At 36.7% G+C, this 15,268-nt stretch carries 12 protein-coding genes and 1 riboswitch; of the genes, 4 read left to right on the top strand and 8 right to left on the bottom strand.

Annotated features, from left to right (window positions below; all coding sequences use genetic code 11):
• Positions 1 to 122 precede the first annotated feature (122 nt).
• From gldA to EZM65_RS15880, 4 genes are all read left to right on the top strand, one after another.
• A complete protein-coding gene (gene gldA / locus EZM65_RS13305) occupies positions 123 to 1,016 on the top strand; it encodes a gliding motility-associated ABC transporter ATP-binding subunit GldA (protein ID WP_136669049.1) in 894 nt (297 codons plus the stop codon).
• Positions 1,017 to 1,060: 44 nt separating this feature from the next.
• Positions 1,061 to 1,585, top strand: coding sequence for a DinB family protein (locus EZM65_RS13300; protein WP_136669048.1), 525 nt, complete (start codon positions 1,061 to 1,063; stop codon positions 1,583 to 1,585).
• Between the two features lie 70 nt (positions 1,586 to 1,655).
• Complete coding sequence (locus tag EZM65_RS13295) at positions 1,656 to 2,429, top strand: isocitrate lyase/phosphoenolpyruvate mutase family protein (RefSeq protein ID WP_136669047.1); 774 nt, start codon at positions 1,656 to 1,658, stop codon at positions 2,427 to 2,429.
• Position 2,430: 1 nt separating this feature from the next.
• On the top strand, positions 2,431 to 3,474 hold the full coding sequence (locus EZM65_RS15880; protein WP_136669046.1) for a methylated-DNA--[protein]-cysteine S-methyltransferase: 1,044 nt from the start codon (positions 2,431 to 2,433) through the stop codon (positions 3,472 to 3,474).
• A gap of 194 nt (positions 3,475 to 3,668) precedes the next feature.
• Here EZM65_RS15880 and EZM65_RS13285 read toward each other — a convergent pair whose 3' ends face one another.
• The 8 genes from EZM65_RS13285 to EZM65_RS13250 all read right to left on the bottom strand — a co-directional run bounded on the left by EZM65_RS13285 (position 3,669) and on the right by EZM65_RS13250 (position 15,229).
• Complete coding sequence (locus EZM65_RS13285; protein ID WP_136669045.1) at positions 3,669 to 4,106, bottom strand: Hsp20/alpha crystallin family protein; 438 nt, start codon at positions 4,104 to 4,106, stop codon at positions 3,669 to 3,671.
• 139 nt (positions 4,107 to 4,245) lie between these two features.
• Entirely contained in the window at positions 4,246 to 5,202 is a 957-nt protein-coding gene (metF, locus tag EZM65_RS13280) for a methylenetetrahydrofolate reductase [NAD(P)H] (protein ID WP_136669044.1), read from the bottom strand.
• Position 5,203: 1 nt separating this feature from the next.
• Positions 5,204 to 7,882, bottom strand: a complete 2,679-nt coding sequence (metH, locus tag EZM65_RS13275; RefSeq protein ID WP_136669043.1) for a methionine synthase — start codon at positions 7,880 to 7,882, stop codon at positions 5,204 to 5,206.
• A complete protein-coding gene (locus tag EZM65_RS13270) occupies positions 7,882 to 8,868 on the bottom strand; it encodes a homocysteine S-methyltransferase family protein (RefSeq protein WP_248574868.1) in 987 nt (328 codons plus the stop codon). Before EZM65_RS13270 ends, metH begins: the two co-directional genes overlap by 1 nt.
• An 82-nt stretch (positions 8,869 to 8,950) precedes the next feature.
• Positions 8,951 to 9,067: riboswitch (SAM riboswitch) on the bottom strand.
• A gap of 129 nt (positions 9,068 to 9,196) precedes the next feature.
• Positions 9,197 to 11,605, bottom strand: a complete 2,409-nt coding sequence (gene thrA / locus EZM65_RS13265; protein WP_136669041.1) for a bifunctional aspartate kinase/homoserine dehydrogenase I — start codon at positions 11,603 to 11,605, stop codon at positions 9,197 to 9,199.
• A gap of 68 nt (positions 11,606 to 11,673) precedes the next feature.
• Positions 11,674 to 12,648: an alpha/beta fold hydrolase gene (locus EZM65_RS13260; RefSeq protein ID WP_136669040.1), complete on the bottom strand. Its 975-nt coding sequence runs from the start codon at positions 12,646 to 12,648 to the stop codon at positions 11,674 to 11,676.
• Positions 12,649 to 13,038: 390 nt separating this feature from the next.
• Complete coding sequence (locus EZM65_RS13255; protein WP_136669039.1) at positions 13,039 to 14,493, bottom strand: TSUP family transporter; 1,455 nt, start codon at positions 14,491 to 14,493, stop codon at positions 13,039 to 13,041.
• Positions 14,486 to 15,229, bottom strand: a complete 744-nt coding sequence (locus tag EZM65_RS13250) for a DUF2490 domain-containing protein (protein WP_136669038.1) — start codon at positions 15,227 to 15,229, stop codon at positions 14,486 to 14,488. Before EZM65_RS13250 ends, EZM65_RS13255 begins: the two co-directional genes overlap by 8 nt.
• Positions 15,230 to 15,268: the final 39 nt, after the last annotated feature.

The following is a 15,268-nucleotide window of genomic DNA, read 5'->3' as shown; positions in this document are numbered from 1 at the left end:
TCGCGAAATTTTTCACTTGTTTGATTTATAAGGTGCTAAAGTATAAATATTTTTTTAAACCAAAAACTTTATCGGTTCTTTTTATTTGAAATTCTTACTTTTGCTGTAAATACAACCGAATTATGTCAATTGAAGTTCAAAATATTTCTAAAAGCTACGGCACTCAAAAAGCGCTGGACAATGTTTCATTTAGTGTAAAAAAAGGTGAAATTGTTGGTTTTTTAGGTCCAAACGGCGCCGGCAAATCGACTTTAATGAAGATTTTAACCACTTATATCAATGCAGATGCCGGCATTGCCAAAGTGAATGACTTTGATGTAAACTCGAACCAGATTGACGTTCAAAAATCGGTTGGTTACTTACCAGAGCACAATCCGCTGTATTTGGATTTGTACGTAAAAGAATATCTGGCATTCAATGCGGATGTCTATAAAGTGGATAAATCAAGAATTGACGAAGTAATTTCTTTAACAGGACTTACACCGGAATCTCATAAAAAAATCGGTCAGTTATCCAAAGGATACCGCCAACGTGTTGGACTGGCAACAGCACTATTACACAATCCTTCTGTATTAATTCTGGACGAACCTACCACAGGTTTGGATCCTAATCAACTGGTTGAAATCCGTGATTTGATTAAAAATATCGGCAAAGACAAAACAGTATTCCTTTCTACCCATATTATGCAGGAAGTGGAAGCCATCTGCGACCGTGTGATCATCATTAATCAAGGAAAGATTGTGGCTGATAATAACATTGACAGCCTTATCACCGAAATCAATGAACAAATCATTGAAGTAGAGTTTGACAAAACTGTTGAAGAAAACCTGATAGCTCAAATTCCTAATATTACATCACACATCCTAAACGGAAATATTTGGGAACTGACATTTACTTCAAACGAAGATATGCGTTCTACTGTTTTTGATTTCGCACAAGCCAACGGATTAAAAACATTACAGCTTTCGCAGAAAAACAAAGATTTAGAAAGTGTGTTCAGAGAGAAGACAAAGTAATTCTTCCTTTATCAACTTTATTCTATTTAACGGCAGGTTTTTTAATGAAACGCTCTGAAATAAAATCAGTCCCTTTATATTTTGACAGATACATCAATCGGGTTGATGATATCGATTTGTTTGATGCCTTCAACAAGAGCATTCAGCAGATAGACGAATTGGATCTGGGTTTATTAAAGAATATTGGAAACAAAACCTATCAACCCGGTAAATGGACCGTTAAAGAAATTTTACAGCATATTACGGACACAGAGCGGATTTTAACAGCAGGGACACTACGTTTTGCAAGGGATGAATCTGATTTTGTGATTTCGTTTGATGAAACTGAAATGGCCCGGAAATCAAAGGCTAACGACAGAAGTTTTGAACAAATTATTTCAGAATTAACCGCAGTCAGACATTCCACTATTGAGCTGTTTAAGACTTTCAGCAAGAGTGACTTTCAAAAGTCAGGCATCAATTGGAAACACCGCATTACAATTGAAGCTATGGGCTTTAATATCATTGGTCACCAAATCCATCATATTGGATTCATTGAAAATAATTACTTCACTTTAGAAAAAAAATAGTTGTCAATTTTTCGGTTGCACCTCTCTTTTACGGCCTATACTTTTACTTAAATTTTAAACAAACAGAATTATGAAAAGTAAGGTTCAGATTTTCAGAGAATTACACACCCAAAACCAACCTCTGCTTTTGGGCAATGTCTGGAATGTGCAGAGCGCAAAAATATACGAAAACTCAAGATATCAGGCAATTGGGACATCGAGCGCCGCGGTTGCCCATAGTTTGGGTTATGAAGACGGTGAAAATATGCCTTTTGAAGACTATTTATTTATTATCAAAAAAATTGCACAGAATACAACGCTTCCCCTTACAGTTGATTTGGAAGCAGGATTTGGAAATACTGCCGGAGACATATTTAAAAACATACAAACACTTCACAGTCTGGATGTTGCAGGTATCAACATTGAAGATTCAACAGTATTCAACAGCAAAAGGCAAATAGAAGATAAAAATAAATTTTCACACAAATTAACCTTACTCATTAATCTGCTGAAACAAAACAACATTGACATTTTTATCAATATCAGATGCGATGCCTTTTTACTGCAGCTGCCCAACACCTTAAATGAAGCAATTGAAAGAATAAAACTTTACCAGACAATTTCGATTGACGGTATTTTTTTACCTTGTATCACCAATGAAAAAGATATTAAGGAAGTGATTAAAAAAACTGACTTACCGGTAAATGTAATGTGCATGCCGGATTTACCGGATTTTGAAACACTTTCGGGACTTGGCGTAAAAAGAATCAGTATGGGGAATTTCATAAACGGTTTTGGATATAAAAAGATGGAAGAAACAGCTCAGTCAATTTTAACCGGCCAAAATTTTCAATCCTTATTTTAATATGGAACTAACACACGAAATCATGTATCAGGCATCAGTAAACAAAGACACTTCATTTGAGGGAATCTTTTTTACTGCCGTAAAAACGACAGGAATTTTCTGCAGACCTTCGTGTAACGCCCGTAAGCCTAAAATAGAAAACGTAGAATTTTTCAAAACAGCAAAAGATTGTATTTTAAAAGGATACAGACCCTGCAAAGTCTGCAAGCCATTAGAAAAACTGAATGAAACACCCGCATTTATAAAAGAACTGATTAATGACTTATCCGAAAATCCGGGTCTGAAATTTAAAGATTATGACTTGATAAAACGCGGACTTGAACCCAATCAAATAAGAAGGTGGTTCCTGAAGAATCATGGCATGACTTTTCAGGCTTACCAAAGAATGTTCAAAATAAATTCTGCTTTCAAAAAAATACAAAACGGAGAAGCTGTCACCGAAACCGCTTTTGAGTTAGGTTATGAATCCTTAAGCGGATTTGGAGATTCATTTAAAACAATTTTTGGTGTTTCTCCAAAAAACAGCAAATCTAAAAAAATTATCAACCTGAAAAGGATTGAAACGCCTATAGGAACAATGTATGCCTGTGCTGTGGATGAAGGAATTTGTTTATTGGAATTTACAGACAGAAAAATGCTTGAAACAGAAATAAAAACATTGGTAAAACTTTTCAATGCCACTATCATCCAGGGGAACAATATCCATTTTGAGCTTTTGGAAAAAGAACTGGAAGAATATTTTAATGGCTCACGAAAAAAATTTACTGTAAAAGTCTGCACACCCGGCACTGAATTTCAGAACATCATTTGGAAAGAATTACAAACTATTGCTTACGGATCGACAAAAACCTACAAACAACAGGCAGAAGCTATAAACAACCCAACAGCTGTCAGAGCGGTTGCCAATGCAAACGGAATGAACAGAATATCGATAATCATTCCGTGCCATAGAGTCATAGGCTCCAACGGACAATTGACCGGTTACGGCGGTGGGCTTTGGCGAAAAAAATATTTACTGGAACTCGAAGCAAAAAATAAAAGTTAAGAAATCTTTTCCTATCATATAACCATGTAAAAACGAAGAGGGTGCCCTAAAAGTGAAAACCAACTTTTTAGCTTGTCACTAGGATTTATCGAGGAATTCCATAATCAATCTTATATGATTTCTTCTTTTAATCAAAATGACAAGTTTACCGACTTTTTGGACACCCTCTTCGTTTTTACATAGTGCTTTTTTCACTACTTAATTTCAATTTTATTTTTATTTTTTCCTGATTCTTTCGTTTTATCAATATCAATTTTCAGCATTCCGTCCTGATAAGAGGCTTTTACTGATTTCTCATCTGCGTTTTCCGGCAATGAAAAACTTCGGGAGAAAGAACTATAATTAAACTCTCTGCGGGTTATCTTTTCACCGTCTTTCTCTTCTTTCTTCTCTTCCCTTTCAGAAGAAACAGTCAACACACCATTTTCAACATCAACTTTCAAATCTTCCTTATTAAAACCGGGTACCGCTACCTCAACCGAAAACTTTTTATCGTTTTCTTTTAAATTTACTGCCGGCATACTGGTTCCAACTTGAATTCCCTGATTAAAAAAATCATCTTTAAAAAAATCTCCCCACATTGTATTAAATTCAGGGAATAAATCTTTTTTGTTCCATTTTACAAGTGACATACTAAAAATAATTTAGATTAACCTACTTTGGGCATCGGCATTCCCAAAGACTTTTAAAAGTCCCTATGCAAAATTATTTATATTTACACTTAAACGGAACAACTTAAATCATTGATTTTCAATTATTTTTGTATTATATTTAGAACACTTCTTTTGCGATTGTCCTGATATTTTCTGCTTTACCCATCGAATAATAATGCAAGACAGGAATTCCGGCTTTTTGTAATTCCTTACTTTGGGCGATACACCATTCGATTCCTATTTCTTTTACAGCTTCGTTGTCTTTTGCTTTTACCACTGCCATAATTAAATCATCGGGCAAATCTACTTTGAAACGATGCGGAATTAAATTCAGCTGTTTTTTAGTGGAAATCGGTTTCAGACCTGGAATAATTGGTACAGTGATTCCAGAAGCACGGCATTTGTCCACGAATTCAAAGAATTTTTTATTATCAAAAAACATTTGGGTGATGATGTAATCGGCTCCGTTTTTGATTTTCTGTTTTAAGAAATAAATATCACTGTCCAAACTTGGTGCTTCCATGTGCTTTTCGGGATAACCCGCCACTCCAATACAGAAATTGGTTTTGTTTGTATTCTGCAAATCAGCATCAAGATAAATTCCATTATTCAAATTATTGATTTGTGCTACCAATTCCGTTGCATACGAATGCCCTTCTTTTTCGGGCTTAAAGTAGATTTCGCTTTTTACCGCATCTCCACGTAACGCTACTACATTATCAATCCCAAGAAAATCCATATCAATCAGGAAGTTCTCGGTATCTTCTTTGGTAAAACCACCACACAAAATATGCGGAATAGCATCTACCTGATATTTATTTTGAATTGCCGAACAGATTCCAACCGTTCCCGGGCGTTTTTTCACAATTTTCTTTTCCAGTAAACCATTCGGCAGTTCTTTAAATTCATATTCCTCACGATGATAGGTAACATCAATAAAAGGCGGTTTGAATTCCATTAACGGATCAATACTGTCAAAAATGCATTGAATATTTTGTCCTTTTAACGGCGGTAAAATCTCAAAGGAGAATAATGATTTTCCGTTGGCTTTTTCTATATGCTGCGTTACTTTCATTTTAATCTGCTATGTTTGGGTTGAGCCATTTTTCGGCATATTCGTAGGTACAATTTCTTCTTTGGGCGTAATCACGTACCTGATCTTCTTTTATTTTTCCAAGTCCGAAATACTTACTTTCAGGATGTCCAAAATAATAGCCTGACACCGAAGAAGCCGGCCACATCGCCATACTTTCCGTTAGTTTCACGCCTATTTTTTCTTCCACGTTCAGCAAATTCCAAATCGTTGGTTTTTCCAAATGATCAGGACAGGCCGGATAACCTGGTGCTGGCCGTATTCCTTTATATTCTTCTTTGATTAATTCCTCATTCGACAAATGTTCTTCCGAAGCATAACCCCAGATTTCCTTACGGATTTTCTCGTGCAGGTATTCCGCAAAGGCTTCCGCAAAACGATCGCCTAAGGCCTTTACCATAATGGAACTGTAATCATCGTTGGCTTCTTCAAATTCTTTGGCTTTTTCATCCACACCAAAACCGGTCGTTACACAAAAAGCGCCCATATAATCAATTTTGTTACTTTCTTTCGGTGCAATAAAATCGGCTAAAGCAATGTTTGGTGCTCCAACGGTTTTTTGTGATTGCTGACGAAGCGTTAAGAAGGTTTCCAGAACATTTCCGTTTTCGTCGTACAATTCAATATCGTCATCTTTCACCTGATTTGCAGGAAATATGCCGTAAATTCCTTTTGCTTCCAACCAATTCTCATCTAATAATTGCTTCAACATTCTTTGTGCATCGTCAAACAAAATTGTAGCCTGTTCTCCCACCACATTATCTGTTAGAATGGCTGGATATTTTCCAAACAATTGCCACGAACCGAAAAACGGTGTCCAGTCTATATACGGAACCAATTCCTGCAACGGCACTTCTATGGTTTTTGCTCCGATGAAATTTGGTTTCTTGGCTTCAAAATTCTCCCAGTCCAACTGCAGTTTATTCGCTCTCGCTTTTTCAATTGTATGATAACTTTTATCGCGCTGACGGTTTAAAAACGTTTCACGGAATGCTTCATATTCAGCACGGATGGTACTGGCGTATATTTTTCGGTCTTTATTTAACAGATTTCCAGCTACGGTTACCGCTCGCGAAGCGTCGTTAACATGAACCACGGTTTGTCGGTATTCCGGTGCTATTTTCACAGCCGTATGCGCACGTGAAGTTGTTGCCCCACCAATCATGATCGGGATTTTGATATCGCGCTTGTCCATTTCTTTAGCCAAGTACACCATTTCATCTAATGAAGGCGTAATCAAACCACTCAAACCGATAATATCCACATTTTCAGCAATGGCAGTTTCAATGATTTTTTCCGGCGGTACCATCACTCCCAAATCGATGATTTCAAAATTATTACAAGCCAAGACTACGGATACAATATTTTTACCGATGTCGTGTACGTCCCCTTTCACAGTTGCCATCAAAACTTTTCCGGCTGAAGAAGTAACTCCATCTTTTTCCGCTTCTATGAAAGGAAGTAAATATGCCACAGCTTTTTTCATCACACGAGCAGACTTTACTACCTGTGGCAGAAACATTTTTCCACTTCCGAACAAATCTCCCACCACATTCATTCCCGCCATCAGATTGATTTCGATAACTTCGATAGGTCTTGTTGCAGCTTGTCTGGCTTCCTCTACATCAATTTCGATAAACTCGTCGATTCCTTTTACCAAGGCATGGGTGATTCTATCCTGTAAAGAACCATTTCGCCACTCCTGAATTGCTTTTTCGTTTGACTTTACATCTCCTTTATAACTTTCGGCTAATTCCAAAAGTCGTTCGGTAGCGTCGTCCCTTCTATCCAATAAAACATCTTCTACATATTCCAATAAAGTAGTATCGATTTCATCGTAAACCTCTAACATTTCCGGGTTCACAATACCCATTGTCATCCCGTGTTTGATAGCGTGATACAGAAACGCCGAATGCATCGCCTCACGTACTTTGTCATTCCCTCGGAACGAGAACGAAACATTACTCACACCTCCTGAAATATTTGCATACGGAAGATTTTCACGAATCCATTTGGTAGCTAAAAAGAAGTCCAGTGCGTTACGACGATGTTCCTCCATACCAGTAGCTACCGGAAAAATATTCGGGTCGAAAATGATGTCTTCCGCAGGGAAGTTGATTTCGTTGACTAAGATATCGTAAGAGCGTTTACATATCTCGATACGTCTTTCGTAAGTATCGGCCTGACCAACCTCATCAAACGCCATTACGATTACAGCAGCTCCGTAGCGTTTTACCAACTTCGCATGGTGTAAAAAGGCTTCTTTTCCTTCTTTTAAACTGATGGAATTCACCACACATTTTCCTTGTGCAACCTTTAAACCTGCTTCAATAATTTCCCATTTGGAACTGTCGACCATTACTGGCACCCGGGAAATATCAGGTTCAGCAGCAATCAGATTCAGGAATTTGGTCATGGCATATACGCCGTCCAACATACCTTCATCCATATTGATATCGATTATCTGCGCACCGCCCTCTACCTGGGCACGGGCGATATCAAGCGCTTCTTCGTATTTTTCTTCTTTAATTAAACGTAAAAATTTTCGCGAACCCGTTACATTGGTACGCTCACCTACGTTTACGAAATTGGTTTCGGGGGTAACGATTAAAGGTTCTAATCCCGAAAGTTTTAAATATTTGTTACAAGCTCCTTCACTCATTATGCTTCCTCCAGTACTCTTGGTTTGTAATTCGCGGCCACTTCAGCAATTAATTTGATGTGCTCCGGTGTCGTCCCGCAACAACCGCCTATAATATTGATTAAATTATCGTCTAAATATTCTTTGATCAGCGCCTGCATTTCTTCTGCGGTTTGATCGTATTGCCCGAATGCATTCGGCAATCCCGCATTTGGGTGTGCTGAAATATTGAACGAGGTATTGTGTGCCAATCGTTTTAAATACGGCTTTAACTGATCGGCTCCTAAAGCGCAATTGAACCCAACACTCAGCAACGGAATGTGCGAAATCGAAATTAAAAATGCTTCCACCGTTTGTCCCGATAAGGTTCTTCCCGAAGCATCAGTTATCGTTCCCGACACCATGATGGGAATGTCAATATTGCGCTCTTCCTTTACTTCCTCAATGGCGAACAAAGCCGCTTTTGCGTTTAACGTATCGAAAATAGTTTCCACTAAAAGCAAATCACAACCACCGTCAATTAAAGCTTCCACCTGTACTTTGTAAGCGATACGTAGTTCATCGAAAGTGACCGCACGGAATCCCGGGTCATTGACATCGGGACTCATGCTGGCCGTTCTATTGGTTGGGCCTATAGAACCCGCAACAAAGCGGGGTTTATCAGTAAATTCATCGGCTACTTCACGGGCTATTTTAGCCGATTGATAGTTTAACTCATACACTAAATCCTCCATGTGATAATCCGCCATACCAATGGTAGTTCCTGAAAACGTATTGGTTTCCACGATATCGGCGCCAGCCTGAAAATACAAACGGTGTACTTCTTTTACGGCTTCCGGCTGGGTAAGTGACAACAAATCGTTGTTCCCTTTTAAAGGGTGCGGAAAATCTTTGAAACGCTCACCCCGAAAATCTTCTTCTTCGAATTTATAGCGCTGCAACATGGTTCCCATTGCTCCGTCAAGAACAAGGATTCTATTTTTAATTTCTGATTGAATTTTTGACATAAATTGTGACATAATAGGCTTTGCATGCCTGTTTGGGGCACAAAATTTTATTATGTTATCTAAAAGAGAGAGAAAATTACTCCGGTTATCTTGCCTTTACTGAAAAAATCAGTTGAAAAGGTAGAATGCAGCACCTTCTACAAGTGTAGGGTTGCTAAGCGTTCATAGGGTCTATTCCCTCCCGCTTTCGTGATAACGATACTAAAATTATGAACGTTGCAAATGTATTACTATTATTTTAATATTGAAAATTTTTCTAAAAACTACTAATTAAAAATATTTTTATAGAAAAATTTTCAACGTAAATGATTTTATATAATTTTTAATTCTAATTTTTATCTGCAATTCTTAAAATATCACCAAATACTCCACGGGCAGTTACCGATGCTCCGGCTCCGGCTCCCTGAATCACGATGGGACGCTCCCCATAAGATTCGGTATAAATTTCAAAAATCGAATCGGAACCTTTCAATTGACCCAAAGCCGAACTCTCCGGAACCGGAACCAATTTCACCTCAAGATTTCCTTTATCCTGTTGCAAATCACCTGACAGTTCACCAACATAGCGAAGCACATTTCCTTTTATCTGGTTTTCTTTTACTTTTTCATAAAAACCATCCAGCTTATGTAGATTGTTCAAAAATTCATCCGTAGGAATCTCACGCAATTCTTCAGGTATCAGATTTTGAATCTGAATTTCATCAAACTCATTCTGCAAATCCAATTCACGAGCCAAGATCAATAATTTTCTGGCCACATCGTTTCCGCATAAATCCTCACGCGGATCAGGCTCGGTATAACCATTTGAAATAGCTTTTTTCAGCACTTCACTGAATGTTTTGTCCTCCACCGAAAAATGATTGAATATAAAACTCAGTGAGCCTGAAAACACCCCTTTGATTTTGGTAATGTTTTCTCCCGAAAGATGCAGTAACTTAATAGTATCAATCAACGGCAATCCAGCACCCACATTAGTTTCGTACAAATAATTCTTTTGGTTTTTCTCCAAAGCATTGCGCAGTTTTTTGTAGAAATCATAACTTAATGTATTAGCCACTTTGTTGGACGAAACCACATCAAAGCTGTTTTCAATCAATTGAATGTAATTTTGGACAAAATCCTTACTGGCAGTATTATCAACCGCAATCAGATTTTCCAGATGATTATCATTCGCGAACTGAATAATATCCTGAATACTGTATGAAGTCCCTTTTTCGCTGATTTGTGATTTCCAGTTTTCTTTCACACCGTTTTTATCCAAAAGGATTTTGGTAGAATTGGCTATGGCAAAAACATTCAGTTTGATTCCTTTTTTCTCTTCAATAGTTTTAGCAGAAGACAAAATCTGGTCGATTAACGTTCCGCCAACCAAACCATGACCGAAAATAGCAATATTGATTTTTTTAGACACTCCGAAGATTTCACCGTGAATCACATTCAGTGCTCTTTTTAAATCTGGTTTTTTAATCACCAAACTGATGTTTCTACCTGTGCTGGTATTGTTGAACAAGATTGGGACAATTTTGTTTCGAATTAAAGCTGTGTAAGGTTTATGAAACGTACTCAAATCCTGTCCGATGATAGATATTACTGAAATATTATCATCCACCGTAATTTTATTTACGTCGCGGGTATAAAAATCGGTTTCAAACTCTTTTTCCAATCCAGTCAGTGCTTCTGAAGCTTTTTCGGTATTGACTACTATTCCGATTCCTCTTTCCGAAGAACCCTGTGAAATAATACTCACACTGATATTATTGTCGGCCATTACTTTGAAAATCCGGGCATCAACACCGGTTTTACCTAACAATCCTCTTCCTTCCAGATTAATCAAAGAAACATTATCCAAAATTGAAAGCGATTTGATTCCTTCGTTGGTTTGTTCGGAAGTAATCAATGTTCCTTTATTTTCCGGATTAAAAACATTCAGGATACGTAAAGGAATATTCTTCTCCACCAATGGAATGATTGTTTTGGCATGCAAAATATTTGCTCCGAAATTCGCCAGTTCGTTTGCCTCATTGAAAGATAGTCTCTCAATTTTTTTAGCATCCGAAACTAGATCAGGGTTCGCCGTATAGATTCCGTCGACATGGGTAAAATTCTGAAATTCTTCCGCATCAAGATAATTAGCCAATAACGAAGCTGTATAATTACTTCCGTTACGCCCTAACGTAGTCGTTTCACCTTGTAAAGTAGAGGCAATAAATCCGGTTACAATTGAAATTCCGTCGTAATCTTCAAATGCTTTTTTAATATTTTTTTCAGTTTCAGCATCTATAGGCTGTGCATTACCAAAGGTCGCATCCGTTTTAATCAATTCGCGGGCATCTACAAAACGTGCTTTCAATCCTTTTCCATTTAAAATCGAAGTCACATATTTAGCCGAAAGGATTTCCCCGAAAGACACTATCTGGTCTTTTATTTTTTCGCTGTAATCCCCTAAAAGACTTACTCCTTCAAACAATTTTTCAAGTATTGAGAATTCAGATTCAAACAAAGCTGCTTCTGAATTATTCGTTTGGTATTTTTTAAATTCGGTTAAAGCAGCGGCATATTTATTGCCTTTTTTAGCTTCTTCCAATATATCCAAAAGATCATCAGTAGCATTACCTCTCGCCGAAACAACTACAGATATAGTTTCGCCTTCAAAATATTTTTTTGCAATAATTGCAATAACCTGATTAATTCCTTCTCCGTTTGCCAGAGATTTTCCTCCAAATTTTAAAACTTTCATTGTTATATCGTTTTAAATAACCGGCAAGTTTTTCGTTGTGCTTACCGGTTAATTGTTGTGTGTTATGTTTAGTTATTATGTATTTTAAATACAGGTTTCAGAATAGTATTCAACTGCTCAAATTCAATCAGAAATGCGTCATGACCATGTATGGAATCAATTTCAGAATACTGTATTTCATTATTTACCGTCTGCAATTGTTTGTGTGCTTTTCTATTCTCTTCAGGCGTAAAAAAATAATCACTATTAATCGCTATCTGATGTATTTTAGCCGTTGTTTCCTCTGCAAAAGCAATTAATTTTTCTTCAGAAACATCCTGTCCAATAGTCTTCAGCAAATGATTCATCAATTTATAGGCTTCCAGTGTAAAGCGTTGTTCCAGTTTAGTACCATGATGCAACAACCATGATTCGATTTGGTACAATTCCTCCTTTTTTTCCGTATTAAATTTAGATTGCAACGACTGCGGAGTTCTGTACAACAACATCGCATGCAAACGTGCATCATGTATAGGTTGTACCGAATTATTCAGAATTTGATCCTGAACCAAAACGTTACCTATGAGCCAATCAGTTGCCTTGTAATTTGTCGCAATAGGAATGATATTTTTTATCGATTTAGGCTTCAGGAAGCCCATTTCCCAGGCAATTCCGCCACCTAAGCTCCCGCCTACGACAGCATAGAGTTCCGTTATCCCTATTTGTTCTAATCCTCTCCAGAAAAGTACAGCAATATCTTTGACTGTATATGCCTTATAATTCTGAATCAGATTCTTCTCAACTCTGTCAAAACCGTTACCCGGAATGTTAAAACAGATTACGGTGAATTTTTCTAAGTCTATCATCTTCTTTTCTCCTATCAAGCTATTCCACCAACCATTTCCTCCTGCTGCATTTGAATTCCCTGTTAAGGCATGATTAACTAAAACCACCTCTGCAGAACCAAGGGGTAATCCAAAAATCTGATACGTCAATTCGGTCACCTCATCTTGAATTCCAAGTTGGTTTAAAACATTCAATTTTATGGTGTATAAATCTCTCATTCTTCTTTTTTAAAAGACTGCCCCCCAGTTAAAAAAACATAGGGCAGTCTAAACAAACAAAAAACAAATTTTAAATTGAGTAATCTAAGATTACATCTTCAAAGGAGCATAAAAAAACCTCTGTTGTCATACAGAGGTTTTATTGTTTTAATTTATATAATAATCATACAATAGTATCCACTGCCGCATAGAGCCACATCATCATTGTCATATTGCACATTGTTGTCGTCATATCATTTATTTACAGGGCAAATGTAGAATCTTTTTCTAAATAAAAAAATATTATAGATTATTTTTCTAAATTTTGCTTTTCAATTATTATATATTGGATTATTTTTCTAAATAAATTTATTTTCAATTAAAATAATTCTAGTATTATTTCATTTCCCGCTAAATTATCTTCAGCAACATTCTTATACTAAACACAATAACCAAAAAAGCCACTAACAGCAGCGCTGTTTTTTGAGGTAATTTGCCTGCCAGTCTTGCCCCAATAGGTGCTGCCAGCGAACCTCCGAGTATTAATCCGAGAATAATATACCAATGACTGATGCCTAATGATGTAAAAAAGGTCACCGATGCCGCCAGTGTTACAAAAAATTCAGCCAAACTAACAGTCCCAACAACATAACTCGATTTTCTTCCTTTTGACAATAACGAAGAAGTCACTATTGGCCCCCAGCCACCACCGCCGAAAGCATCAAAAAAACCACCGGAAAAACCAAGAAGCCCCGTATTTTTCAACTTTTGTTTTTCAATTTTTTTTCTAAATGCCAGAATAATCAACCTTACACCAATCAACAAGGTATAACCCGCCATCAGTCCATACGTTATTGCTTCATATTTTTTACCTAAGTAAATCAGAAGCAAAGCTCCTGCAACAGCTCCAATCACTCCGGGTATCGCAATCCAGAAAAATAATTTCTTGTTTACATTCCCGAATTTGTAGTGTGAAAATCCGCTGATTCCACTGGAAAACATTTCTGCCGTGTGAATACTTCCGCTGATAGCCGGTAATTTTATCCCAAGCAACATCATACTTGTGGAACAAGTCACTCCATATCCTAATCCTAATGCTCCATCCACTAATTGAGCAAAAAAACCAACCAAAAGCATTCCGTAAAAGACTTCAGGTACATTTTCCAAATGAGCTGCTAAATCATCAAATGTGATAAACTTTGACAATCCAAAACCAATAAAGAAAACCATGAACAATACCGTAATTTCAAATACCAGTTTTTTGTATTTTTTAGCTTCTTTTTTATCTTTTTTCTTTGGCGAAAGACTTTCTGTAGCTCTGTTTAAATCGGCTAATTTTTCACTCAAATCACCTTTATGCTCTTTTCTGAAGGCATGAAGCTGATCAATATTATTTTCTATCCCTTCAGGAATTACTTCTGAAAAATATTCTCTCATTCGTTTTGCCAAAACCGGTGATTTACCATTAGTTGAAATCGCGATTTTCAAACTTCCTTTATTCACTATAGAACCCAAATAAAAATCACATAAATCAGGTTGGTCAGCAGCATTGACTTTAATTCCTTTAGCTTTAGCCAAAGCACGGATTCCCGAATTTACTTCTGTATTATTGGTCGCAATAATCAAGAAATCTTTATCCACAATATCATCTTCTTCAAAAAATCGTTGAATCAATAAGACATTTTCATGTCCTTTTTTTATTTCAACCAGATCCTGATGAAATTTGTCCGACACAACCGTAATTCTAACCTGCGGGTTTTGCTTTAAAAGTGTTTGTATTTTTTCCAAGCCGACATTCCCGCCCCCAACGATTAAAAAGTGTGCCGCTTCAGTTTTCAAAAAAACCGGAAAAAGTGTATTAGTCATTGTTTTTCTTTTTTAAATCAATAGTATGAAATAGAGAAAATCTTAAAATATCCCTGCTATAAAAATCAACACCTGTTTTTTGCTGTTGAAACCAGTTCATATAGCCCATTTCAACCGCATACGAATCATTTAGTCTGTAATTCAAAGCCAAGTAAATTCTGTTTTGGTCAAAAGTATTTTTAACCACTTTTTTACCCACGTTAAACATTATTTCATCTTTAACCTTGAAGCTTAATTTTTCTTTTTCTTCCTTTTTCCAAAAAGGAAAATCCAATCCTAATTGGTATCTGAAACGAAAATTAGAAAATCGGAAACCGCCAACCAGTTTATCATTTTCAACATCGTGAAAGAATCGGGCCTCAGCTTTATAACGATGGCTGATGGTCAAAAAACCCAATTTTTGTTTGTTATTAAATCCGATATCAGGTCTTAATTCCGGTACCGTCAGATTATTTTCTGAATTGGGATCATTAGGATTTTGCAAAAACAAAGTCACTCCTCCCGAAACATTCCAGTTTCCTGCCAATTTTCTTTCCAGATTTGATCTAAAAACCAATTGATGCTGTGCTGTTGGGTTATAAAATTGCCGCTCCTGAATTTCACTCAGTAACGACCAATTTTCATTAAATTTTAATGTGTTATAATAACCGTACCATAACAATTGCTGTTTTTCGACTTTTTTTTGAGCAAAAGTGAGGGTGGATATGAGTAAAAGTATTATAGTTTCATTTTTCATTTTTAGTTACACAAAGTCTCACAAAGCTTTTCACTAAGT

Origin of the sequence: Flavobacterium sp. H122, assembly GCF_004959765.1 — a bacterium.
In the GTDB taxonomy this organism is placed as follows: domain Bacteria; phylum Bacteroidota; class Bacteroidia; order Flavobacteriales; family Flavobacteriaceae; genus Flavobacterium.
The sequence above is the reverse complement of the archived record's forward strand: the minus strand, read 5'-3'. Positions and strand labels throughout refer to the sequence as shown.